This window comes from Ferrovibrio sp., assembly GCF_029255545.1.
Classification (GTDB): Bacteria; Pseudomonadota; Alphaproteobacteria; order Ferrovibrionales; family Ferrovibrionaceae; genus Ferrovibrio.
Genome location: NZ_JANLJJ010000011.1, coordinates 1 through 21,930, shown reverse-complemented (window position 1 = coordinate 21,930; position 21,930 = coordinate 1). Strand labels below are relative to the sequence as shown.

The window sequence follows — 21,930 nt, the reverse complement described above, 5'->3', positions numbered from 1 at the left end:
GGCCTATTCGGTGCGGGCGAGTTCGGCGTTCTGGCCGCCCAGCGGCTTGCCGCGCAGGACGAGGATCAATTCCTCGATGAAGGCGATGCAGAAGACCACCGTACCAAGCGCCATGGCGAGCTGCGGAATCCACAGCGGCGTCGCATCGTTCGCGGTGCTGATATCGTTGAACTTGTATGACCACCAGGCCATTTTCACGGTATAGAAGGCGAAGGCGCCTGAGATGGCGATGGCCAGGATCAGGCAGAACAGCTCCAGCCTGCGGCGGGATTTGCCGGTGAAGCGGCTGATCACCAGGGTGACGCGGATATGGTCGCCTTTGACCAGCGTGCCGGCCAGCGCCAGGAACGACGCGGCGGCCATAAAGTAGCCGGCATAGGAGTCGATCCCGCGGATGTAGAAATTGAACTGGCGGCCGAGGATGCTGAGGATGATCGTCGCCAGCAGGGCGATCATGAACAGGCCGGCGAGCCAGAGACTGGCCCGATATAAAGGAGCAAGTGGAGAATGCATGGGAGAGCCGTAATCCGGAAAAGAACCGGGCGGGGTTTTTAGGTCCCGCCCGGCTGGTCGTTACATCTTCTTGTAGCTGTCGACGATGGCCTTGCCGTCGGCCCCCGTCTTCTTGACCCATTCCTCGATCATGGTGGCGCCCACCTTCTCCAGGCCGGCTTTCAGTTCGGCGCTGGGCGGCTGTACCTTCATGCCGTTCTTGACGAGGTCGGCCTTGGCCGATTCGGTTTCCGTCTTCGACGTTGCCCAGCCGCGCTTCTCGGCGGCGGCGGCGGCATCCTTCACCGCTTTCTGGGTGGCGGCATCCAGTTTCTTGAAGGCATCGTTGTTCACGAAGACCAGGTTCTTGGGCAGCCAGGCCTGGGTATCGTAATAGTGGGTCAGGCTTTCCCAGACCTTGGAATCACGTCCGGTCGCACCCGAGGTCATCATGGTGTCGACTACGCCGGTGGCCAGCGCCTGCGCCAGTTCGGCAACCTGGATGGTCACCGGCTGCGCCTGCACCAGTTCGGCGATGCGCGAGGTGGCCGGGCTGTAGGCGCGCCACTTGACGCCCTTCAGATCCTCGATCTTGTTGACGTCCTTCTTCGTATAGATGCCCTGCGGCGGCCACGGCACGGCATACAGCACCGTCATGCCCTGCTCGGCCAGTTTCTTCTCGATCACCGGCTTCTGCGCGGTCCACAGCTTGGCGGCAGCATCGAAGCTGGTGGCCAGGAAAGGCACGCCGTCGGCGCCAAAGACCGGAATCTCGTTTTCGACGTTCACCATCAGCACTTCGCCGATCTGAACCTGGCCGGTCTGCACCGCGCGCTTGATCTCGGGGGCCTTGAACAGCGAGGCGCCCGGATGCACCGTGATCTGCAGCTTGCCACCCGACATCTGCTTCACGTCTTCGGCGAACTGCACCATGTTCTTGGTGTGGAAGTTGCCTGCCGGATAAGCGCCCGGCAGATCCCACTTGGCCTGGGCCAGCGCCGCACCCTGCGCACCAACCACCAGCGCGCCGCCGATCACGGCAGCGGAAAGCCACGTCTTGTAAGACATTCGATAATCTCCCCGTTGGATCATGCGCCCCTCGGCGTGAGGGAACTGCGCATTGAAATTAGTTTGTCATCGTATGACTGGATTTGGCAAGACCAAGTCGCGCGGAAAACGGGCTGGCGCGAAAAAGGGCATCGCTCTGCGCGGTAGTCCGGACACGCGGTTGATCCGGACAGGTAGGCGCGACATGCCGCTCGAACCACTCGGACCAATTTGGCTGGTGGACTGCGCGTGCTGGGCGTCATGGCGCTGTCATGGCAATCGTATAGCGCTAAATTAATATTGGTGAAGCGCCGGAGAAGCAGACTAGGATGCTGAATAAGCAGACAAAACGAGGATGCGCGTGATGCCGTCGGCGGGGGAGGCAGTAATCGGAGCGACAGAACGGGTGCCGGCCTCGCGGATGGCGCGGCTGTCCTGGGCGATGTTTGACTGGGCCAACCAGCCCTATTTCACGGTCATCACCACCTTCATCTTCGCGCCCTATTTCACCACCAAGGTGATCGGAAACGCCGTCGAAGGCCAGTCGCTGTGGGGTTTTACCCAGGCCTTCTCGGCGGCGATCGTGGCGCTTGGCGCCCCGTTCCTCGGCGCCATTGCCGATGCCGGCGGCCGGCGCAAGCCCTGGCTGTTCGTGTTCCAGATCCTGTTGGCATTTGGCTGCGCCATCCTGTGGCTGGCCCAGCCGGGGCAGCTGCAATTGCTGCCGCTGGTGATCCTCGGCCTCGTGCTGGCCAATATCGCGGCCGAATACTCGATCATGTTCAACAACGCGCTGCTACCGGCGCTGGAAACGCCGCGCCATGTCGGACGCCTGAGCGGCATCGGCTGGGGCCTGGGCTATGCCGGTGGCCTGATCGCGCTGTTTGCCGTGCTGATCGTCTCGCAGCCCGAACTGATCGGCATCAAGCCGCCGGACGGCGAAGCCCTGCTGGGCCTGAAACGCGACAGTTTCGAGGCCGAGCGGATCATCGGCCCGGCCACCGCGCTCTGGGTGGCGCTGTTCGTGCTGCCGATGTTTCTGTTCACACCCGACCGCCCCGGTTCCGGCCGGCCGTTTTCCGTCGTGGCAAAGGCCGGCATCGCGCAGGTTTTCGCCACCGTGCGGCATATGCGGGAATACGGTAACCTGCTGCGCTTCCTGATCGCCTACATGATCTATTACGACGGCCTGGTGGCGATCATCGGCTTCGGCGGCATTTATGCCGCCGGCATTTTCGGCTGGGGTACGACGGAGCTTGGCCTGTTCGGCATCGCGCTGAACGTGATCGCGATTCCGGCGGTGATCGCCGGCGGCTGGCTGGACGACCGCATCGGCTCCAAGCGCGCCGTGCAGTTCGCCATCGTCTCGGTGGCGCTCGGCACGCTGGGCATTCTCTCGATCACCGCCGACAGGATTCTGTTCGTCATCGAGGTGGCGCCGCGCGCTGAGGGCGCCGGCCTGTTCAGCGCCACCGGCGAGCAGGTGTTTTTCCTTTGCGCCGTGCTGCTGGGCCTTGGCATGGGGCCGATGCAGGCGGCCAGCCGCACCCTGGTTGCGCGCTTGAGTCCACCAGCCATGGTCGGTGAGTTCTACGGCATCTTCGCGCTGTCGGGCCGCGCCACCACTTTCCTGGCGCCTTTGCTGATCGGTGTCGCCACGGCGGTGTTCGCCACCCAGCGCATCGCCGCCGGTATCGTGCTGGTCTTCCTGGCCGTCGGGTTCGTGCTGCTGTGGAAAGTCAAAGAGCCGGTGCGCGACTGACGCGCCGGCTCTTTTTTTGTTTGCATTTTCTCCGATTACGCCGTCTTGGCGAATGGCCGCTGCGGCTTCTCGCGGGCGGCCAGGCTGCGCTCATCCTCCAGGATGTAATCCCGCGTGATCGGCAGGGTGTCGAGATGCTTGGTGAGCTGGGCCTGGAACACCATGTGGCCCCAGTGGCGGAAGGTGACTTCCGAGGCCGCCAGATAGAATTCCCACATGCGGCAGAAGCGCTCGTCATACAGCGCCCTGGCCTTGTCCCACTGGGCCAGGAACCGCTCGCGCCAGTGTTTCAGCGTCTCGGCGTAATGCAGGCGCAGGATCTCGATATCGGTCACCCAGAGCTGGCTCTGCTCGACCACGGGGATCACTTCCGAGAGCGCCGGGATATAGCCGCCGGGGAAGATGTATTTGCGGATGAAGGCCGGCGTGGTGCCGGGGCCTTCCGAACGGCCGATGGAATGCAGCAGGGCGACGCCATCGTCTTTCAGCAGGCGATGGATGCCGGCGAAATACGCGCGGTAATGCGGGACGCCAACATGTTCGAACATGCCCACGCTGACGATGCGGTCATACTGGCCAGCCATGTTGCGATAGTCGCAGATCTGGAATTTCACCCGGTCGCTTAAACCCCGTTCCTGGGCGCGGCGGGTGGCGATGGCATGCTGTTCGTGGCTCAGCGTGATGCCGGTGACCTCGACCCCGCAGGTCTCGGCCAGATACAGCGCCAGCCCGCCCCAGCCGCAGCCGATTTCCAGCACCTTCATCCCGGGCTGCAGCTTCAGCTTGGCGGCGATGTGGCGCTTCTTGGCCAGTTGCGCCTGTTCCAGCGTGGCGTCGGGCGTCGGGAAATAGGCGCAGGAATACTGCTTGTCGGTATCGAGGAACAGGTCGTAGAGCCGGCCATCGAGATCGTAGTGATGTCGTACGCGGCGGCTGGCGGCGGCTTCCGGATTGAACTGGTACCACAGGCGCAGGCCACGTTCGAACAGACGCTGGATGCCCTGGAAGGGCAGCGCGCCATGCGGTCCCATGTCCTGCACCACCGTGGTCAGGAAATCGAAAATCGATCCCTGCTCGATGGTCAGGTCGCCATCCATATAGGCTTCACCGAGCGCCAGTTTTGGATTCAGGGCCAGACGCCATGCGGTCGTTGGCTTGTGCAGGCAGATCACGACCCTGCGGTCATCCGGCACATCGCCATTGGCGGCGATGCCATAATGGCGAACCCGCCCATTATGGTTGATCACCGTCAGCGCGCCGGTTTTCACCAGCCGTTTAAGGACGCCATTAAGCAGCATGCGGAATCTCCACGGAAAAAGAGATAACGCCCCATCCGCTGTCATATTGGCGCGTGGGTCTGTGCCGGACAAGGGGGGTTGTTCAGACCGGCCTACGGTCTGGCGGGCCGCATACCCAGCAGTTGGTTATATGCGTATTCTATTCGCGGAAAAGTTCCGCCGGGCTGCTTAATCCCGGGGCCAGTGTTCCGCCCAGGTGATGCCCTGTTTCTGCATCATGCGCTGGAAGGCCGGGCGGACATAGGTTGTCCCGACGGCGCGGCGGATATTCTTGCCTTCCCACATCGGCCTGGCCAGGAAACGGCTCCAGCGCGTCAGCATCGCAAGATAGATGTCGCAGACCGTGAACTGGTCGCCGATCATGCCGCGGTTGCCGCCGATCCCGTCGTCCAGCACCTGGAACGAGCGATACAGCTTCTGCTCGGCTGCGGCTTTCAGCGCCGCCTGGCTGTCGAGATCGGCAAAGGTCCAGTCGGGGTGGAACCAGTCGATGAAGCCAACCTGCACCGTATTGGTCATGTAGGTCAGCCACTGGTAATAGCGGCCCCGGGCATGGCTGCCCAGCGGCGGCGCCAGATTGGCATCGGGATGCTTGTCGCTTAAATACTGGCAGATCGCCGCCGTCTCGAAGATGACGAAATCGCCGTCCACCAGGGTCGGGATGCGGCCATTGGGATTGAGCCTCCTGTACCCGGCCTGCTCATGCTCCTTGCTGGCAAGATTGAGCTGCACTGCCTCGTACGCGGCGCCAATCTCTTCCAGAACGGCCTGCGGTGCCATCGCCGCGGTGCCCGGCGCCCAGTACAGTTTGTACATCGCGATACGCCCCTGTCTTAGTGGCGGAAATGCCGCATGCCGGTGAACACCATGGCCAGCCCGGCCTTGTTGGCGGCGTCGATCACCTCCTGGTCGCGGATCGAGCCACCCGGCTGGATCACGGCCGTCGCGCCGGCTTCCACCAGTACTTCCAGCCCGTCGGCGAAGGGGAAGAAAGCATCCGAGGCCGCCACCGAACCCCTGGTCAGGGCGTCGCTCAGGCCAGCGGCTTTCGCGGCATCCTGTGCCTTGCGATAGGCGATGCGCGCGCTGTCGACGCGGCTCATCTGGCCGGCGCCGATGCCTACCGTGGCGCCGTTCCTGGCATAAACGATGGTGTTCGACTTCACATGTTTGCCGACGCGGAAGGCGAACAGCATGTCAGCCAGTTCCTGCTGGGTGGGCGCACGTTCGGTCACCACCTTCAGGTCGGCCTGCGTGATGCGGCCGGCATCCCGCGTCTGCACCAGATAACCGCCGGCCACCGATTTGACGAACCAGCCCGACGCCACCGGATCGGCCATGCCGCCGGTGATCAGCAGGCGCAGGTTCTTGCGGGCGGCCAGCAGCGCCTTAGCGTCTTCGTCGGCATCCGGGGCGACGATCACCTCGGTGAAGATGGCGCCGATCTTTTCGGCGGTGGCCTTGTCGAGCTTGCGGTTCATGGCGACGATGCCGCCAAAGGCGGAGGTGGAATCGCAGCGCAACGCCGCTTCCCATGCCTCGACAAGCGTATCGGCCATCGCCACGCCACAGGGATTGGCATGCTTGATGATGGCGATCGTCGGCCTGTCGGAAAATTCCGACACCAGCTCGAAGGCCGCATCGGTGTCGTTCAGGTTGTTGTAGGAGAGTTCCTTGCCCTGCAGCTGCTTCGCCGAGGCCACGCCCGGGCGCTGGTCGCCGGTGACATAAAAGGCTGCCTGCTGGTGCGGGTTCTCGCCATAACGCAAAGTCTGCTTGCGCTCGGCCGAGAGCAGCAGGGTGGGCGGGAAAGCCTCGCCATTCTGGCGCGCGAACCAGGTGGCGATCATGCTGTCGTAGCTGCCGGTATGGGCATAGGCCTTGGCCGCCAGCTCACGCCGCAGCTTCAGCGGCGTGGCGCCGTTGTTGGCTTTCAGGGCCTCCAGCACCTTCGCATAATCCGCCACGTCGACCACCACGTTCACATAGCCGTGGTTCTTGGCCGCCGAGCGGATCATCGCCGGGCCGCCGATATCGATATTCTCGATGCAGGTGGGAAAATCGGCGCCCTTGGCCACGGTGGCGGCGAAGGGATAGAGGTTCACCACCACAAGATCGATCGGCGGGATGTTGTGCTTGTCCATCGCCGCCTTGTGCTCGGGCTCGTCGCGGAGCGCCAGAATGCCGCCATGGATGGTGGGATGCAGGGTCTTCACCCGGCCGTCCATCATCTCGGGGAAGCCGGTATGCTCGGCCACTTCCTTCACCGCCACGCCGGCATCCTTCAGCGCCTTGTAGGTGCCGCCGGTGGACAGGATCTCGATGCCGAAACCGGCCAGCGCCTTGCCGAACTCGACCAGCCCGGTCTTGTCGGAAACGGAAAGCAGCGCACGGCGCACAGGGATCAGGTCGGCGGACATTGGCAGGAGCCTCGTTGGCGAGAGAGGGAAGGCGGCGAGGCTATAGCATGATGCGGCCACCCTCGGAAGGCGTGTAAAAAACATCCAAATTCAATGGTTTACAGGGTTTGTGCCGGATCGCGATCCATGCTACACGAGGCCCCCATGCGCTCCTATCTGGAATTCGAGAAGCCAATCGCCGAGCTTGAGGCGAAGATCGCCGAGCTCAGGCAGCTGGTCGACAGCGGCAATACCGACATCGCGGAAGACCTGGAAAAGCTGGAGGCCAAGGCCGCCCAGCAGCTGCAGGCCACCTATGCCAGGCTTGGCGCCTGGCAGAAAACCCAGGTCGCCCGCCACCAAGACCGGCCGCATTTCGCCGATTACGTGGCTGGCCTGATCGAGGATTTCGTGCCGCTGGCCGGCGATCGCAATTTCGCCGAGGACGCCGCCATCGTTGGTGGCCTGGGCCGGTTCCGCGGCCGCGCCGTGATGGTGATGGGCCATGAAAAGGGCCGCACCACCGAAAGCCGGCTGAAGCACAATTTCGGCATGGCCAAGCCGGAAGGCTACCGCAAGGCGATCCGCCTGATGCGCATGGCCGACCGTTTCCGCCTGCCGGTGATCACCCTGGTGGATACCGCCGGCGCCTATCCCGGCGTGCAGGCCGAGGAGCGCGGCCAGGCCGAGGCGATCGCGCGCGCCATCGATTGCTGCCTCGATATCCGCGTGCCGCTGGTGGCGGCCATCGTGGGCGAGGGCGGCTCGGGCGGCGCCGTGGCTTTGGCGGCGGCCAACCGCGTGCTGATGTTCGAACACGCGATCTATTCGGTGATCTCGCCGGAAGGCTGCGCCGCCATCCTGTGGAATGACGGTTCGAAGGCGCCCGATGCCGCGGAAGCCCTGCGCGTGACGGCGGAAGACCTGGTGAAGCTGAAAGTGGTGGACGAGATCGTGAAGGAGCCCATTGGCGGCGCCCATCGCGATCCGGGCCGCGCCATCGCCAGCCTGGGCGATGCGCTGGATGCCAGCCTGCGTGGCCTGCTGGGCCAGGAACCGGGGTCCTTGCGCGAGGCGCGCCGGCGCAAATTCCTCGATATGGGCAGCTACGGCCTCTAAGCGACTGATTTCCTGAAGACGATACCAGGCCCGTGGCATCCGCTGCGGGCCTTTTGCATCCGGTTTGCGTCCGGTTGAGCGCCAGTTCGATCCCGTTCGATCCAGTTCGATCCAGTTCGATCCCGTTCGGAGCCAGTTCGATCCGGTTGGATCCCATTCGATCCAGTTGGAAAATTCCGATAGACGATGTCCAAGAACGGGTCCAAGAGCAGTGCCAGGAGCGGCGGCGCAGATCAGATGGCGCTGCCGGCCACCCTGTTCAAGCCCTGATGAAATCCGCCACCAGCGGCGCGATGTCACTTGCGCGGTCGCGCGGAAAACCGTGGTCGCCGCCTTTGATGGTCTGCAGCGTGGCGTCAGGCAGCAGGCTTTGCAGGTGGCGGCCGATGCTCACCGGGCTGATCGCATCGGCATCGCCCCAGAGCAGCAATACGGGCATGCGGATATCGCCGATCTGCGGCGTATGGTCGGCTTTGGCCTGGGTGATCCAGCCCGCCGCGCGTGGATATTCGGCGCGATACTCCGGCCGCCAGTCGGCGGCGCCGAAGCGCGCCACATCGATGCCGCCGGAGCTGGCCGTCAGCACCAGATGGGTGATGCGGTCGGGCCAGCGCAGCGCCAGCCGGATGGCGAAAATGCCGCCCATCGAATGCGCCAGCACCACATTGCCGGCCGGCGCCAGATGTTTTTCGGCATGGCGCGTCAGGGCATCCAGGCTGTCGTAACCCGGCGCATGCGGCTCATGCCCCAGCCCCGGCCAGTTCAAGTAGATCCTGTCCCACTCGGCGGGCAGCAATTGCCCGAGCGGATGCCAGAATTCCGCCGCGCCGCCGGCGCCGGGCAGGAAGAGCAGATGCGGGCTCACGTCACGCCGGTCGCTTCAGCACCATCTGGGTGCCGAAGAAGCTCATCACCGTTTCGCCCTTCTGGTTCTCGATCCAGTATTTCATCCTCACGATGCCACGATCAGGTTTTGATGCGCTTTCGCGTTTGTCCTCGATGCTGGCGCGGCCATAAAGCGTGTCGCCCGGCCGCACCGGCATGAACCAGCGGATTTCATCCAGCCCCGGCGAGCCCATGCTGCCCTTGCCCAGCAGGCCAGCCTGCAACAGCATGCGGAAACCCAGCAGTCCGGTCTGCCAGCCCGAGGCGATCAGGCCGCCATAGGGCGATGTCTCGGCCGCGATCTTGTCCAGATGGAAGGGTTGCGGATCGTAGGTGAAGGCAAAGGCCAGGATCTCGGCTTCCGAAATCGTCACGCCATCGGCTTTGATGACCTCGCCGACGGCATAATCCTCAAACCAGCGTTCGCTCCTGCTCATCGCTCACACACTCACATTGCGGAAAAACATCTGCACATCCTCGATGAAGGCCGCCGGCTGCTCCATCGCCACGAAATGGCCGCCGCGCTCCAGGTCGCGGCGGTGCGTCACGTTATAACCGCGCTCCAGCCAGCCTTTTGGCGGCGGCGGCACCAGGTCCCAGGGCGGCAGCAGGAAGCCGGTCGGCACGCTCACGAATTCGCCGGGCTTCAGCGCCATGTCGCCGGCCCTCACGGCGGCCCAGTACATCCAGGTCGAGGTCGTCGCCGTGCCGGTCAGCCAGTAGAGCGCGACATTGGCAATCACATGGTCGATGTCGAAGGGCGGGTCCTGCTCGATGGGGGCGCGGGCGAAGCCATGGAATTTTTCCACGATCCAGCCGGCCAGCCCGGCCGGACTGTCGCTCAACCCATAGCCCAGCGTGGTGGGCTTGGTGCTCTGGATGGCGAAATAGCCGCTCTCGGCAGCCTGGATCTTCTTGGTGCGCGCGATCCATTCCTTTTCGGCGGCCGTGAACGGGCTTGAGTCCTTCGTCAGCGGCGGGCGCAGCGGCACCATGTTGAGATGCAGCATCGCGGCATGCTCGGGATGATCGGCGCCGAGCCAGCTTGACACGATCGAGCCCCAGTCGCCGGCCTGCACCAGGAAGCGGCCGAAACCCAGCACCTCCACCATCAGGTCGCGCCACAGCTTCGCCACCGCACGCGGACCAATCGGTTTTTCCAGCGGCATCGAAAAGCCATAACCGGGCAGGCTGGGGCAGATCACCGTGAAGGCGTCCTCCACCTTGCCGCCGAAGCGTTCTGGATGCGCCAGCTTTTCGATCACATCGATGAATTCCAGCACCGACCCGGGCCAGCCATGGGTGAGCAGCAGCGGTCGTGGCGTGTCGCCTGAACCCGGCTCGATCAGGAAATGCACATTCTGCAGATGGCCGGTATCGGGCCGTTTCAGCGCCACGCGGTATTGCAGGAAGCGGTTCAGCCGCGCTTCCCAGTCCCGCCAGTCGAAGCCATCCTGCCAGCGCGCGATGAAGCGGCGCATATATTGCCCGTTGCTGCCATATTGCCAGGCGGCATCTTCAGGTTCGGCCGGGAAACGCGTCAGCGCCAGCCGCTGCTTCAGGTCGGCCAGCGCCGCGTCGGGAATCGCGATGGTGAATTTTTCCGCCGCCGGCGCCAGACGCAGCATCTCAGCCCCGCTTCAGCGTGGTGGTCAGCAGGCCGGCGCCGACCAGCATGGCGCCGCCGGTGCGGTTCATGTTCTTCAACACGCGCGGGCTGACGATACGATGGCGCGCCCGCCCCATCATGGTGATCCAGCAGCCCTGGATCGAGGCCGCGAGAACATTGAGCGTGAGGGTCAGCAGCACGACCTGCGGCAGCAGAGGCCGGGCCGGATCGATGAACTGCGGCAGGAAGGCCGCGAAAAACAGAATCCCCTTCGGATTCAGCAGGGTGACGACAAACGTCTGCAGGATGGCCTCGCCCGCGGTTCTGCGGTTGGCGGCGACCGGGGTCATGTCCGCTGGCGGCGCGCGCCACAGCTTGATGCCAAGCCAGACCAGATAGGCGGCGCCCAGCCATTTCATCACCAGGAAGGCCTCGGCCGAAGCGGCCAGCAGGGCGCTGAAGCCCAGCATGGACAAGGTGATGGCGCCGATATCGCCAAGCGTGACGCCGATCAGGCTGATCGCGCCGACGCGTGGTCCGCTGGCCATGGTATGGCCCATCACCATCAAGGTGGTTGGCCCGGGAATCAGGATCATCACCGTCGCGGCGGCGGCGAAGGCGAGCCAGAGATCGAGACTGATCGGCATAATCTGGGTCCTAGTTTTGACGTTGCAGCGTCGCGGTGAACAGGCCGGCACCGATCAGCATGCCGCCGCCGGTGCGGTTGAAGCGGCGTTGCCACAGCGGTGAGATCGCGGCCTGCCGGCCGCGGCCGGCGATGACGACATAGATCGACAGGATCGCGATATCGAGCAGGATGAAGGTGGCGCCGAGCGTGGCGAACTGCGGCAGGGTGCTGCGGCCGGTATCGATGAACTGAGGCAGGAAAGCACCGAAAAACAGGATGCCTTTCGGATTCAGCAAATGGGCGATGAATGCTCGCAGGATCGCCCGTGATGCCGTGCGGCGCTTCTCGGGCCGGGCATCCAGGCCAGCGACCGGCGCGCGCCAGAGCTGAATGCCGAGCCAGACCAGATAAGCCGCGCCGAGCCATTTCACGATCTCGAAAGCCAGCGACACGGTGGCGAGCAGGGCGCTCAGTCCCAGTACCGATACGGTCATGCCGGCGGCATCCGCGGCGCCGACACCGAGCAGGGAGGCGAAGCCGATGCGGGGCCCGCTGCCCAGGCTGTTGCCGATGGCCAGTAGCATGGTGGGGCCTGGAATCGCTATGGCGAGGGCCGAGGCCACGCAGAAAGCGAGCCAGAGGTCGAGACTGATCGGCATGCTGATTCCTCCCTGTATCGCAGCCAGCCATGGCGGAGGCGGGCTTGGCAAGGGCCCTCGGCCGGCGGGGCCAGGATTTAAGAACATTTAATAAACAAAGTCTTGATTATATGAATTTAATCACATATAGTAAAGCCATATTCGCAAGTCATATCCCGAGCCGTTCATGCCAACACCTTTCGATGACATTGATTTCACAAATCTTTTTGGCCCTGTCGCACAATCCGGTCCTGAGCGCGACCCGTTTGGCCGCATCGGCGCCGGTGATCCTGCCTGGGAGCAGGCCCGGGACGCCTGGATGGGCGGCGCCAGCCTGGAGCGGCTGTTCGGCGACCGGCTGTTCGACCTGAACGACAGCGTTGGCGCCAACCGGGCCAACCAGCGCGGCGATGTGTTCAAGGTGCAAAGCCTGCTGCACCGGGAAGGCCACCTGGATGCCGAGGCGACCGGCGGCCCGACCGGCTACTGGGGCATCCGCGACGATACCGCCATGAAGGGCCTGCAGAAGGAAGGCAGCCTCACCGTCGATGGCTGGGCCGGACCGGACGGCGAGACGATGGGATATTTCCGCGATCTCTACCGGCCGCCCCAGGGTGTGCAGGTACAGGCGTCCCGGCGGACGGTCGCGGCGGCGGCCGCAATCGGCGATGCCGGAGCAGACGAGGATTATGGCGAGGCCATCCGGAACACCAATCGCGACCTTGCCGTCACGCTGGGTCTTGATCCGGCCAAGATGGCTATCGATAACCCCGAGACCATGCGGGGCCTCAGCGCCGCGCGCTTCTATCATCACCTCAATCGCCGGCAGCAATACCAGGCGATGAACGACATCGTGCGCCTGGAAAAAAGCAATCCTGAACTGGCTGGCAAGCTGCGCGCCAAGATCGCCGACAGCATTGCCAATCCGATCTGGGAAATTCCCAGCATGACGCCGGAACGGCTGGAGCAGGCAATCAGGGAGACCGAGCAGGGGCTGAAGATCGCCAAGGTCTTCGATTTCCTGGTGAGTGCCGGCCGTACCGGATGGAAACTGGGAAAGCCAACGGGCGCGCCGAAAATCATTGGCCGTGGATTTGGTGCCGGCGGGCTGCTGTCAGGCTGGATGGTCGATGGATATGAAAAGCTGATGCAAGACCTGAAGGCCGAGCAGGCACGCCGCAGCGGCGGACCGTGACGTTAGCGCAGTGGTGGTTCCAGACGGCGCTGAATCCAGCCGATCACCAGCAGCGGCGGAATCACCAGCATGGTGAACCACGTGAAAGGCAGCCACCATGTGGCGTCCTCGAGCATGACGCAGACGCGTTTCCAGGACGTGGCGCGTTTGGCCAGCCGCCACAGGCGCAGGGTGCGCGGCGCCAACCAGGCTGGATAGGTCAGGAACCCGATGGCAAAGATCACAAAACGCTCAAGAGGGGTGCGCCTGGATAGCATCATGCCGCTGGCACGCTCGAATCCGTCGCGCCGTGATGAGGTGCTAGGGTCTGAGATCATGAGGTCAGGATAACACGCCGCGTGGTGGCGTGGGACTGGAAGGTGATGAATAAGGAGTTATGCCCACAGCCCTTCCACCGCCAGCGCGGCGAAGGTCGCCAGCCAGTGCTCGCCGCCATATTCGCCGCTTTCCAGGAAAGGCAGGCTGGCTGATTCATGGGCGTTTGCCATCTCAAGCAGTTTCGATTGCTGCGATTCCGGCAGGGCGGCGGCAATGCCGCGCAAACACCAGGCGCGCGAAAAATTAAGGCCATCCAGATGCACGCCCTTGGCATCCGCGCGATCGGCCACGATGGCCGGCGTGAACGGCAAGGCGTGCAGGAAGCGCGTGAACCACGATGCGAAATCGCTGGCGGGCAACAGCATGCTCATCAGCAGGGCCTCGGTCAGCGCGCCGGAGAGGAAATCATCGCCGCTGGGTTCGTAATGCGCGGGGTAATCGGCATCGGGCAGGAACTTCGTCCGCGCATAGGTCTCGATGGCCTGCGCCAGATCCGTCTTGCCGCAGATGCGGGCGTAATGCAGCGCCAGCACCAGGCCGAAGGCGGTGTTGAAATGGGTGCCGGTGCGGATCGGGTAGGTCAGCTTCGCCAGATAGGCGGGGAAGGCGCGGGCGATGTGATCCTCTAACGGGCGCAAGGCAGCCCGCCAGGTCTTTGCTTCCGGCTGCGGCCAGAGTTCGAGTTCGGCGCACAAAGCCAGCAGCCAGCCCCAGCCATAGGGCCGTTCCCAGGTGCCGCGTCCGGGCTGTTCCATGTAGGCCGCCTCGGCGGCGGCGCCCTCGGGCGTGAAATGCGATGCGAACAGGACAAGGGCCCTGTCGGCCATCGGCAGGTCCGGCTGTCGGCGCAGGCAGCGCACCAGCAGCCACCAGCCATGCACGCAGGAATGCCAGTCGTAGGACCCGTAGAAGACCGGGTGCAGGCGGCGCGGCGATAACACATCCCCCGGCCCGTTCAGGACATGCGCCAGGCTGTTGGGATATTCGGCTGCCAGGTTGCGCAGGGGCAGGGCGGCGAAGCGCGTGGCCTGCTGCAGGCTGAGATGGGACGGGAAGGCGTTGGTCATGCCGCGATCTCGCCCCGCCGAAGTCCGGGCGTCAATGCCCTCCCCTGGACTTCCCAGGGCTTTTCCCGGCGTCCCTCGGGCTTCCCCCGGGTTTCCCTTGGCGGCAGCGGAAAATCTTAAGAATAGGTTGAGAACAAAATAAGAAATATTCTCTGGACGTTCTCATTTATCCGTGGCAGTGTTCTCATATCGTTCGATCACTGCACAGGAAAGGCAGCCGTCATGTTCATGCGTCCGTTTTCCGTCGACAAGTCGCTCCGCACCCACCTGCTGCGCCCGCTGGCGGCGGCCGGGACATCCAGGGCGGCGCCGGCCGATCCGGTCTGGACCATGGCCTGTGCCTGGATGAACGGCGCCTCGCTGCGTCAGCTGTTTGGCGATCTGGTCTTCGATCTGCTGGAGGGCGTCGGCGAAGGCCGGTCCAACCGCCGCGCCGATGTCGCGAAGCTGCAGGCCCTGCTGCATCGCGAGGGCGATCTGGATCTTTTCGCCAGTGGCGGCCCGACCGGATACTGGACGCCGCGCGAGGAGGTCGCCCTGCGCGCTTTCCAGCAGCGCCATGGCCTGGAAGCCGACGGCATCGCCGATCCGGAGGGCCAGACCATCGCGGTCCTGCGTGGTCTCTACGCCCCGAAGCACTAAAACGGAAATGCGGTCGTGAGCGCCCGCGGCAAGTGAGCGCCTTGGGCGCTTACTTGCCGTGGCAGTATTTGTATTTCTTGCCTGAGCCGCAGGGGCAGGGGCCGTTGCGCGGGGCGTGTTTCCAGGTCGCCGGATCGTTCGGATCGACCAGGGTGTTGCGGGCCTGGCTCACCGGCCGGGCCGGCAGGCCTTCCTGCGCCGCGGCGCCATCCTCGGATTCCACCAGTTCGCCACGGCTTTCATGCATAGGCACGGAGGGCCGGCCGAACAGCTCCTGCGGCGGCTCCTCGGCGCGGATTTCCACGCGGGCGAGGATCGAGGTGGTCTGCTCGCGCACCCGCACCAGCATCTGCTGGAACAGCGCGAAGGCCTCGCGCTTGTATTCGTTCAGCGGATCTTTCTGGGCATAGGCGCGCAGGCCGATCGCCTGGCGCAGGTAGTCCAGGTGATGCAGGTGTTCCTTCCAGGTCTGGTCGAGCACCTGCAGCAGCAGGCTGCGCTCCACCATGCGCATGGTCTCTGGCCCGAAATTGGCGGCCTTCTCGGCCATGCGGCGATCGACGACGTCATGCAGCCGCTCGCGGATCTGCTGGTCGGCGATGCCTTCTTCCCTGGCCCAGTCGATAATCGGCAAATCGAGCGAGAAGACGCGCTGCACCTCCAGCTGCAGGCCGTCCGCGTCCCACTGCTCGGCATAGGCCTTTTCCGGGATGTGGCGGCTGACCATCTCGTCGACGATCTCGGCGCGCATGTCGGCGATGGTGTCGGCCACGTCATCGGCCTGCATGATCTCGATGCGCTGCTCGTAGACCACCTTGCGCTGGTCGTTCATCACATCGTCGTATTTCAGCAGGTTCTTGCGGATCTCGTAGTTGCGCGCCTCGACCTTCTGCTGCGCCTTTTCCAGCGCCTTGTTGATCCAGGGATGAATGATCGCCTCGCCCTCCTGCAGGCCGAGCCGCTGCAGCATGGAATCCATGCGCTCGGAGCCGAAGATGCGCAGCAGGTCGTCTTCCAGGGACAGGAAGAATTTCGAGGCGCCCGGATCGCCCTGGCGGCCGGAGCGGCCGCGCAGCTGGTTGTCGATGCGCCGGCTTTCATGGCGCTCGGTGCCGATCACATACAGGCCGCCGGCCTCGCGCACGCGCTGCTTCTCGGCGTCCACCTCGGCGCGGATCTGGGCGATCAGCCTGTCCTTCACCTCGCCGTCGAGGCCTTCGGTTTCCTGCAGGATGCGCATCTCGGCATTGCCGCCAAGCTGGATGTCGGTGCCGCGGCCCGCCATGTTGGTGGCGATGGTCACGGCGTTCAGCCGGCCGGCCTGGGCGACGATGAAGGCTTCCTTGTCGTGGTGGCGGGCATTCAGCACATGATGGGCGATGTCGCGCTGCTTGAGGAAGGCCGACAGCAGCTCGGATTTCTCGATCGACACGGTGCCGACCAGCACCGGCTGGCCCTTCGCGCTGCATTCGGCGATCAGCTTGACGATCGCCTCGTATTTCTCGCGCGCGCTGCGATAGACCTCGTCATCGGAATCGATGCGGGCCACCGGCAGGTTGGTCGGGATCTCGATCACCTCAAGCCGGTAGATGTCGGCGAATTCCGAGGCTTCCGTCGAGGCCGTGCCGGTCATGCCGGCCAGCTTGGGATACATGCGGAAGTAATTCTGGAAGGTGATCGAGGCCAGGGTCTGGTTCTCGGTCTGCACCTCGACGCCTTCCTTGGCTTCCAGCGCCTGATGCAGGCCGTCGGAATAGCGCCGACCTTCCATCATGCGGCCGGTGAATTCGTCGATGATGATGACCTTGCCGTCCTTGACGATGTAATCGACGTCGCGGGTGAACAGCTTGTGCGCGCGCAGGGCCTGGTTGGCATGGTGCACGGCGGCGATATTCTCGATATCGTACAGCGATTCCGACTTCAGCAGGCCGGCCTCGCGCAGCAGCAGCTCGATATGCCCGGTGCCGTCCTCGGTGAAGCTGACCGTGCGCTGCTTCTCGTCCTTCTCGAAATCGCTGTCCTGCAGCGCCGGAACCAGCGCGTTGACCTTCACGTAGAGGTCGGTGGTGTCTTCCGACGGGCCCGAGATGATCAGCGGCGTGCGCGCCTCGTCGATCAGGATCGAATCCACCTCGTCGACGATGGCGAAGCTGAACGGGCGCTGCACCATTTCCTCGCGCCGGAACTTCATGTTGTCGCGCAGGTAATCGAAGCCGTATTCGTTGTTGGTGCCGTAGGTGACGTCGCAGGCATAGGCGACGCGGCGCTCCTCGTCGGTCAGGCCATGCACGATCACGCCGGTGGTCAGGCCGAGGAAGCGGTAGATCCGGCCCATCCAGTCGCTGTCGCGTTTGGCCAGGTAGTCGTTGACGGTCACGACATGCACGCCCTTGCCGGGCAGGGCATTGAGATAAACCGCCAGCGTGGCGACCAGGGTCTTGCCTTCGCCGGTCTTCATCTCGGCGATGCGGCCGTCATGCAGCACCATGCCGCCGATCAGTTGAACATCGTAATGGCGCTGGCCCAGCACGCGCCTGGCGGCCTCGCGCACCACCGCGAAGGCTTCGGGCAGCAGGTCGTCGAGGTCTTCGCCCTTCTCCAGGCGCTGGCGGAATTCGAGGGTCTTGGCCGTCAGGGCGGCATCGTCCAGCCTGGCGATTTCCGGCTCCAGGGCGTTGATCGCCTCGACGGTCTTGAAATACCCCTTTACGGCACGGTCGTTGGCCGAACCGAACAGCTTCTTGGCGATCGCGCCGAACATTATGCCGTACCCCTGGGAATTCTGCTAAATCCACGTCGCAACACGAGAACCGGGCGACGGAAACCGCGCATTAGATATGCATTGCCCCGGGTCATGTCAACGAAGGGACCGGCTTTTAGGGGGCTGTTCCCCGCATTGACCCGCGCTGATTCAAAGGGTTACATCCCGCTGTCACAGAAAGGTGTCGCCCGTGTCCGCTTCCTCGCCCATGCCGGCCCAGACCGGCCTGCCCGATCCGGTCCTGCTGGCCCAGGAACTGATCCGCTGCCCCAGTGTCACGCCGGCGGACAAGGGTGCGCTGGGGGTGCTGGCGCAGACGCTGACCGGCCTGGGCTTCCGCTGCGAGCGGCTGAAATTCTCCGCCCCCGGCACGCCGGACGTGGAGAACCTCTATGCCCGCTGGGGCGCCGGAGCGATCGGGCAGAATGAGGGGCCGAATTTCTGCTTCGCCGGCCATACCGACGTGGTGCCGGTCGGCGACGAGAAGGCCTGGACGGTGCCGCCCTTCGGCGCCGAGATCGTCGACGGCCAGTTATACGGCCGCGGCGCCGCCGACATGAAAGCGGCGATTGCCGCCTTCACGGCCGCCGCCGGCCGTTTCCTGCACGGCCGCAACGGCCAGCTTAAAGGAGGCATCAGCCTGCTGATCACCGGCGACGAGGAGGGGCCCGCGATCAACGGCACCGTGAAGGTGCTGCAATGGCTGGCCGAGAAGGGCGAAACGCTGTCGGCCTGCGTGGTCGGCGAGCCGACCAATCCGCACCGGCTTGGCGAAATGATGAAAATCGGCCGCCGCGGCTCGCTCACCGCGCGGCTCACCGTGCATGGCGTGCAGGGCCATGTCGGCTATCCGCATCTGGCCGACAATCCGATCCCGAAGCTGCTCGATATCCTGAGCGCGCTGAAGAGTCGCCGCCTCGATACCGGCAATGCGCATTTCGAGCCGTCAAACCTGGAAATCACCACCATCGATGTCGGCAACCCGGCCAACAACGTGATCCCGGCCAGCGCCCATGCGGTGCTGAATATCCGCTACAATACCGAACAGAGTTCGGAAGGCCTGAAAAGCTGGATCACCCGCGCCTGTGAAGCGGTCTGCGGCGGACAGGGCGGTAATCGTGCGCTGCAGGGCACGCATTTCGACCTGGTGCTGGAAGACGGCGCCGTGCCGTTCCTCACCCAGCCGGGGCCCTTCGTCGCCGCCATGGCCGATGCGGTGCGCGAAGGCACCGGCCATGTGCCGGCGCTGAGCACCACCGGCGGCACGTCCGACGCCCGCTTCATCCAGGCCTATTGTCCGGTGGTCGAATTCGGCCTGATCGGCCAGACCATGCACAAGGTGGATGAACGCGCCGCCGTTGCCGATATCGTGGCGCTGAGCAGGGTCTACGAAGGCATGCTGCAGCGGTTCTTCGCCGCGGCCTGACCCATGATGCTGCCGCACCGGGCCGAGATTGCCGCCGCGCTGAAGGGGCTGGCGCTGCTGCTGCGCGGCAATCCGCAGGCGCTGCATTTCTACGATCTCAGCCTGGATGGCTTCTGGCGGTCTTTTCTCGCGCCGCTGCTCTGCCTTGCCGCCTATCTGCTGCTGCAGCCGATGAATGCGGAGGAAACCGAAATCTGGGGCGACAGCCGGCTCGGCTTCGTGCTGTTCCAGGGCCTGGAATACCTGCTGGCCTGGGGCGCCTATTTTGCCGCCATCGCGGCTTTGAGTCGCAGCTTCGGGCTCGGGCACCGCTTTGCCGTTTTCGTCGTGCTGTATAACTGGGCGCAGGCCATCGTCACCGCCGCCAGCCTGCCGGTGCTGGCCGGCAGCCTGTTCGGCATTCTGCCGGCCGGCACCCTGGTCGGCTGGAGCAGCGGCATGCTGCTGCTCTGGGTTTACGTCGTGGTGCAGCTGGCGCGGATCGGCCTGGGCGCCGCCCTGTCGCTGGCCGTGGGCGCCTCCGTGCTGGATCTGGTGGTCAGCATCTTGATGCACCGGCTGCTTGGCCTGGTGCTGTAACGGCGGGCATGCTGGACTTGCGCGGCGCCCCGGGGCAGGGTAGCGCAAGGTGATTCGCGTAGCCGGCACCCGGCCCTGCCACTGGCCGGGCATCGAAAACGAGGACCGGAATGGATCAGAATCTGCGTCAGACGCTGCTCGGCATGGTCGACGAGGCCCGGCGGGTCCGTGCCTCGCTGATCGCGGATGGCAGCATGTTCCAGGGCTATAACGGCGATCTGCGCGCCATCCATAACAGCCAGGCCAAGGCGCTGGCCGATATCGTCGACCGCCAGGGCTGGCCGGGCAAGTCCAGGGCCGGCGAAGACGGCGCCGCCGCCGCATGGATGATCGTGCAGCAGGCCATCGGCCTGCCGCGCTTCATGCGCGCCTGCCTGGAGATCATCGAAGCCGAAGTCGCCAAGGGCGAGGTGCCGCGCTGGCAGATGGCCCTGCTCACCGACCGCATCCGCTGGCTGGAAGGCAAAAAGCAGGTTTATGGCACCCAGTTCGACTGGGACGACAAGGGCGAGCTCAACCCGGTACCGATCGAGGATGCGGCCTCGGTGGATGCGCGCCGCGCGCTGGCCGATCTGGTGCCGCTGGCCGAAGGCACGCAGCAGCGTCGCCGCGAGGCCGCGCAGAATGGCGAACTTCCGCCGGGCGATCTGGCGGCGCGCCGCAGGGAGTTCGAGGACTGGGCCCAGGCCATTGGCTGGCGCGACTGAACCGCGCGTTTCAGTAATCCACCTGCATCAGGGTCAGGCCTTCCGCCGGCGCCGTCGGCCCGGCGGCGGAGCGGTCACGTTTCTCCAACGCCGCCTGCACGTCGGCAGCAGACCAGCGCCCTTCGCCCACTAATTTAAGCGTGCCGACCATGTTGCGCACCTGGTGATGCAGGAAGCTGCGCGCCCGCGCGGTGACATGGATTTCCTCGCCCATGCGGCTGACCGCCAGATGGGCCAGCGTCTTTTCTGGCGATTTTGCCTGGCATTCGGCGGCGCGGAAGCTGGTGAAGTCGTGGTGGCCGACCAGGCATTGCGCGGCGGCATGCATCGCATCGACATCCAGTGGCACCGGCACATGCCATACGAAGCCGGCCTCCAGCGCTGGCGGCGGCCGGCGGTTGAGGATGCGGTAGAGATACTGCCGCCCGGTGGCCGAGAGGCGGGCATGGAAATCCGGCCCGACGATGGCGGCCTCCAGCACTTTCACCGGCTCCAGCCGCAGATGGAAATTCAGCCCGTCGCGGATGCGGTCGGCGCTGAAATCGCGGTCCAGGTCGAAATGCGCCACCTGGCCACGGGCATGCACGCCGGCATCGGTGCGGCCGGCCGCCACGGTTTCCACCACCTGGCCGCTCATGGCCTGGATGGCTTCCTCCAGCACCTGCTGCACCGCGCGGTTGTCCTGCTGGCGCTGCCAGCCGACATAGGCGCCGCCGTTATATTCGATGGTGAGGCGGAAGCGCGGCATTACGCGAGCTTCGTGCCTTTGGGAAGCGGCAGGCCGCGCAGGAAATCGGCAATCGCCACAGCGGATTTGCTTGGCCGCTGCAACTTCAGCAGCTTCAAGGCACCGTCTCCGCACGCCACCGTGCCGGCATCGTCCAGCAAGGTGCCCGGGGTACCCTTGTCCGCCGCCGGTTCCGCGGCCAGCACCTTGATGCGCTCACCGTTCAGCTCGAAGAACGTGCCGGGACCGGGATTGAGCGCGCGCACCATGCGATCGAGGTCAATGGCTGGTTTCGTCCAGTCAAGCCTGCCTTCCTCGCGGCCCAGTTTGGCCGCGTAGGTCACGCCGGTTTCCGGCTGCGGCTGCGGCTTGATCTTGCCTGCGGCGAAGTCATGCAGCGCCCGCACCATCAGCGGCGCGCCCACGCGGGCCAGTTCATCATGCAGTTCGGCAACCGTCATGCGCGGGCCGATGGCGACTTTCTCGCAGGCCAGCACCGGGCCGGTATCCAGCCCGACATCCATCTGCATGGCGCAGACGCCAGTCTCGCTGTCGCCGGCCATGATCGCGCGCTGGATCGGCGCGGCGCCGCGCCAGCGCGGCAGCAGCGAGGCATGCAGGTTGAAGCAGC

At 64.6% G+C, this 21,930-nt stretch carries 22 protein-coding genes; 7 read left to right on the top strand and 15 right to left on the bottom strand.

What is annotated here, in order from left to right:
* Positions 1–3: 3 nt before the first annotated feature.
* Together Q1J79_RS00880 and Q1J79_RS00875 are read right to left on the bottom strand one after the other, a co-directional pair.
* The gene (locus tag Q1J79_RS00880; RefSeq protein WP_300295338.1) at positions 4–456 is read right to left on the bottom strand and encodes a TRAP transporter small permease; all 453 of its coding nucleotides are present in this window, start codon (positions 454–456) and stop codon (positions 4–6) included.
* Positions 457–573: 117 nt separating this feature from the next.
* The gene (locus Q1J79_RS00875; protein ID WP_300295336.1) at positions 574–1,560 is read right to left on the bottom strand and encodes a TRAP transporter substrate-binding protein; all 987 of its coding nucleotides are present in this window, start codon (positions 1,558–1,560) and stop codon (positions 574–576) included.
* Positions 1,561–1,903: 343 nt separating this feature from the next.
* On the opposite strand from Q1J79_RS00875, the gene Q1J79_RS00870 reads away from it, so the two are divergent.
* The gene (locus tag Q1J79_RS00870; RefSeq protein WP_300295335.1) at positions 1,904–3,301 is read left to right on the top strand and encodes an MFS transporter; all 1,398 of its coding nucleotides are present in this window, start codon (positions 1,904–1,906) and stop codon (positions 3,299–3,301) included.
* Between the two features lie 35 nt (positions 3,302–3,336).
* Here the strand turns inward: Q1J79_RS00870 and Q1J79_RS00865 are convergent, their stop codons facing one another.
* The 3 genes from Q1J79_RS00865 to purH all read right to left on the bottom strand — a co-directional run bounded on the left by Q1J79_RS00865 (position 3,337) and on the right by purH (position 7,019).
* The gene (locus Q1J79_RS00865; RefSeq protein WP_300295334.1) at positions 3,337–4,599 is read right to left on the bottom strand and encodes a cyclopropane-fatty-acyl-phospholipid synthase family protein; all 1,263 of its coding nucleotides are present in this window, start codon (positions 4,597–4,599) and stop codon (positions 3,337–3,339) included.
* Positions 4,600–4,767: 168 nt separating this feature from the next.
* On the bottom strand, positions 4,768–5,415 hold the full coding sequence (locus Q1J79_RS00860) for a glutathione S-transferase family protein (protein ID WP_300295332.1): 648 nt from the start codon (positions 5,413–5,415) through the stop codon (positions 4,768–4,770).
* 17 nt (positions 5,416–5,432) lie between these two features.
* Entirely contained in the window at positions 5,433–7,019 is a 1,587-nt protein-coding gene (gene purH, locus Q1J79_RS00855) for a bifunctional phosphoribosylaminoimidazolecarboxamide formyltransferase/IMP cyclohydrolase (RefSeq protein WP_300295330.1), read from the bottom strand.
* Between the two features lie 144 nt (positions 7,020–7,163).
* On the opposite strand from purH, the gene Q1J79_RS00850 reads away from it, so the two are divergent.
* The gene (locus Q1J79_RS00850; protein ID WP_300295328.1) at positions 7,164–8,117 is read left to right on the top strand and encodes an acetyl-CoA carboxylase carboxyltransferase subunit alpha; all 954 of its coding nucleotides are present in this window, start codon (positions 7,164–7,166) and stop codon (positions 8,115–8,117) included.
* A gap of 259 nt (positions 8,118–8,376) precedes the next feature.
* Here Q1J79_RS00850 and Q1J79_RS00845 read toward each other — a convergent pair whose 3' ends face one another.
* Genes Q1J79_RS00845 through Q1J79_RS00825 form a run of 5 tightly spaced genes read right to left on the bottom strand, consistent with a single transcriptional unit; the run spans position 8,377 to position 11,898 of the window.
* Positions 8,377–8,982: an alpha/beta hydrolase gene (locus tag Q1J79_RS00845; protein WP_300295326.1), complete on the bottom strand. Its 606-nt coding sequence runs from the start codon at positions 8,980–8,982 to the stop codon at positions 8,377–8,379.
* Between the two features lies 1 nt (position 8,983).
* Complete coding sequence (locus Q1J79_RS00840) at positions 8,984–9,439, bottom strand: MaoC family dehydratase (RefSeq protein WP_300295324.1); 456 nt, start codon at positions 9,437–9,439, stop codon at positions 8,984–8,986.
* Between the two features lie 3 nt (positions 9,440–9,442).
* Positions 9,443–10,630, bottom strand: coding sequence for an epoxide hydrolase family protein (locus Q1J79_RS00835; protein ID WP_300295322.1), 1,188 nt, complete (start codon positions 10,628–10,630; stop codon positions 9,443–9,445).
* A 1-nt stretch (position 10,631) separates the two neighbouring features.
* The gene (locus Q1J79_RS00830) at positions 10,632–11,258 is read right to left on the bottom strand and encodes a LysE family translocator (protein WP_300295320.1); all 627 of its coding nucleotides are present in this window, start codon (positions 11,256–11,258) and stop codon (positions 10,632–10,634) included.
* A gap of 10 nt (positions 11,259–11,268) precedes the next feature.
* Positions 11,269–11,898, bottom strand: coding sequence for a LysE family translocator (locus Q1J79_RS00825; RefSeq protein ID WP_300295319.1), 630 nt, complete (start codon positions 11,896–11,898; stop codon positions 11,269–11,271).
* A 298-nt stretch (positions 11,899–12,196) separates the two neighbouring features.
* Here Q1J79_RS00825 and Q1J79_RS00820 point away from each other — a divergent pair, with 298 nt between their 5' ends.
* Positions 12,197–13,072 (top strand): hypothetical protein, encoded by an 876-nt coding sequence (locus Q1J79_RS00820; RefSeq protein ID WP_300295317.1) that lies wholly within the window; start codon positions 12,197–12,199, stop codon positions 13,070–13,072.
* 2 nt (positions 13,073–13,074) lie between these two features.
* On the opposite strand, the gene Q1J79_RS00815 is transcribed toward Q1J79_RS00820, so the two are convergent.
* Positions 13,075–13,332, bottom strand: a complete 258-nt coding sequence (locus Q1J79_RS00815; protein ID WP_300295315.1) for a hypothetical protein — start codon at positions 13,330–13,332, stop codon at positions 13,075–13,077.
* Between the two features lie 114 nt (positions 13,333–13,446).
* On the bottom strand, positions 13,447–14,457 hold the full coding sequence (locus Q1J79_RS00810) for a DUF2891 domain-containing protein (RefSeq protein ID WP_300295313.1): 1,011 nt from the start codon (positions 14,455–14,457) through the stop codon (positions 13,447–13,449).
* Between the two features lie 222 nt (positions 14,458–14,679).
* Here Q1J79_RS00810 and Q1J79_RS00805 point away from each other — a divergent pair, with 222 nt between their 5' ends.
* Positions 14,680–15,099, top strand: coding sequence for a peptidoglycan-binding domain-containing protein (locus tag Q1J79_RS00805; protein WP_300295311.1), 420 nt, complete (start codon positions 14,680–14,682; stop codon positions 15,097–15,099).
* A 49-nt stretch (positions 15,100–15,148) separates the two neighbouring features.
* On the opposite strand, the gene secA is transcribed toward Q1J79_RS00805, so the two are convergent.
* Positions 15,149–17,860: a preprotein translocase subunit SecA gene (gene secA / locus Q1J79_RS00800; protein ID WP_300295309.1), complete on the bottom strand. Its 2,712-nt coding sequence runs from the start codon at positions 17,858–17,860 to the stop codon at positions 15,149–15,151.
* A 208-nt stretch (positions 17,861–18,068) separates the two neighbouring features.
* On the opposite strand from secA, the gene dapE reads away from it, so the two are divergent.
* The 3 genes from dapE to Q1J79_RS00785 all read left to right on the top strand — a co-directional run bounded on the left by dapE (position 18,069) and on the right by Q1J79_RS00785 (position 20,572).
* On the top strand, positions 18,069–19,286 hold the full coding sequence (gene dapE / locus Q1J79_RS00795) for a succinyl-diaminopimelate desuccinylase (protein WP_300295460.1): 1,218 nt from the start codon (positions 18,069–18,071) through the stop codon (positions 19,284–19,286).
* Between the two features lie 3 nt (positions 19,287–19,289).
* On the top strand, positions 19,290–19,865 hold the full coding sequence (locus tag Q1J79_RS00790; protein ID WP_300295307.1) for a hypothetical protein: 576 nt from the start codon (positions 19,290–19,292) through the stop codon (positions 19,863–19,865).
* A gap of 110 nt (positions 19,866–19,975) precedes the next feature.
* Complete coding sequence (locus Q1J79_RS00785; protein WP_300295306.1) at positions 19,976–20,572, top strand: DUF6624 domain-containing protein; 597 nt, start codon at positions 19,976–19,978, stop codon at positions 20,570–20,572.
* A gap of 10 nt (positions 20,573–20,582) precedes the next feature.
* Here Q1J79_RS00785 and truA read toward each other — a convergent pair whose 3' ends face one another.
* Both truA and Q1J79_RS00775 read right to left on the bottom strand, forming a co-directional pair.
* Positions 20,583–21,320, bottom strand: coding sequence for a tRNA pseudouridine(38-40) synthase TruA (gene truA, locus Q1J79_RS00780; protein WP_300295304.1), 738 nt, complete (start codon positions 21,318–21,320; stop codon positions 20,583–20,585).
* The coding region (locus Q1J79_RS00775; RefSeq protein WP_300295302.1) for a methionyl-tRNA formyltransferase at positions 21,320–21,930 on the bottom strand (611 nt) is incomplete at its 5' end. The genes truA and Q1J79_RS00775, both read right to left, overlap by 1 nt.

Excerpts from the sequence above, each read along its gene's own strand:
- Q1J79_RS00840 (WP_300295324.1), bottom strand. The coding sequence starts at position 9,439 with ATGAGCAGGAGCGAACGCTGGTTTGAGGATTATGCCGTCGGCGAGGTC.
- Q1J79_RS00810 (WP_300295313.1), bottom strand. The coding sequence starts at position 14,457 with ATGACCAACGCCTTCCCGTCCCATCTCAGCCTGCAGCAGGCCACGCGC.
- Q1J79_RS00860 (WP_300295332.1), bottom strand. The coding sequence starts at position 5,415 with ATGTACAAACTGTACTGGGCGCCGGGCACCGCGGCGATGGCACCGCAG.
- Q1J79_RS00790 (WP_300295307.1), top strand. The coding sequence starts at position 19,290 with ATGATGCTGCCGCACCGGGCCGAGATTGCCGCCGCGCTGAAGGGGCTG.
- Q1J79_RS00875 (WP_300295336.1), bottom strand. The coding sequence starts at position 1,560 with ATGTCTTACAAGACGTGGCTTTCCGCTGCCGTGATCGGCGGCGCGCTG.
- Q1J79_RS00880 (WP_300295338.1), bottom strand. The coding sequence starts at position 456 with ATGATCGCCCTGCTGGCGACGATCATCCTCAGCATCCTCGGCCGCCAG.
- Q1J79_RS00785 (WP_300295306.1), top strand. The coding sequence starts at position 19,976 with ATGGATCAGAATCTGCGTCAGACGCTGCTCGGCATGGTCGACGAGGCC.
- Q1J79_RS00835 (WP_300295322.1), bottom strand. The coding sequence starts at position 10,630 with ATGCTGCGTCTGGCGCCGGCGGCGGAAAAATTCACCATCGCGATTCCC.
- purH (WP_300295330.1), bottom strand. The coding sequence starts at position 7,019 with ATGTCCGCCGACCTGATCCCTGTGCGCCGTGCGCTGCTTTCCGTTTCC.
- Q1J79_RS00805 (WP_300295311.1), top strand. The coding sequence starts at position 14,680 with ATGTTCATGCGTCCGTTTTCCGTCGACAAGTCGCTCCGCACCCACCTG.
- Q1J79_RS00815 (WP_300295315.1), bottom strand. The coding sequence starts at position 13,332 with ATGATGCTATCCAGGCGCACCCCTCTTGAGCGTTTTGTGATCTTTGCC.
- Q1J79_RS00870 (WP_300295335.1), top strand. The coding sequence starts at position 1,904 with ATGCCGTCGGCGGGGGAGGCAGTAATCGGAGCGACAGAACGGGTGCCG.
- Q1J79_RS00850 (WP_300295328.1), top strand. The coding sequence starts at position 7,164 with ATGCGCTCCTATCTGGAATTCGAGAAGCCAATCGCCGAGCTTGAGGCG.
- Q1J79_RS00820 (WP_300295317.1), top strand. The coding sequence starts at position 12,197 with ATGGGCGGCGCCAGCCTGGAGCGGCTGTTCGGCGACCGGCTGTTCGAC.
- Q1J79_RS00865 (WP_300295334.1), bottom strand. The coding sequence starts at position 4,599 with ATGCTGCTTAATGGCGTCCTTAAACGGCTGGTGAAAACCGGCGCGCTG.
- secA (WP_300295309.1), bottom strand. The coding sequence starts at position 17,860 with ATGTTCGGCGCGATCGCCAAGAAGCTGTTCGGTTCGGCCAACGACCGT.
- truA (WP_300295304.1), bottom strand. The coding sequence starts at position 21,320 with ATGCCGCGCTTCCGCCTCACCATCGAATATAACGGCGGCGCCTATGTC.
- dapE (WP_300295460.1), top strand. The coding sequence starts at position 18,069 with ATGCCGGCCCAGACCGGCCTGCCCGATCCGGTCCTGCTGGCCCAGGAA.
- Q1J79_RS00830 (WP_300295320.1), bottom strand. The coding sequence starts at position 11,258 with ATGCCGATCAGTCTCGATCTCTGGCTCGCCTTCGCCGCCGCCGCGACG.
- Q1J79_RS00825 (WP_300295319.1), bottom strand. The coding sequence starts at position 11,898 with ATGCCGATCAGTCTCGACCTCTGGCTCGCTTTCTGCGTGGCCTCGGCC.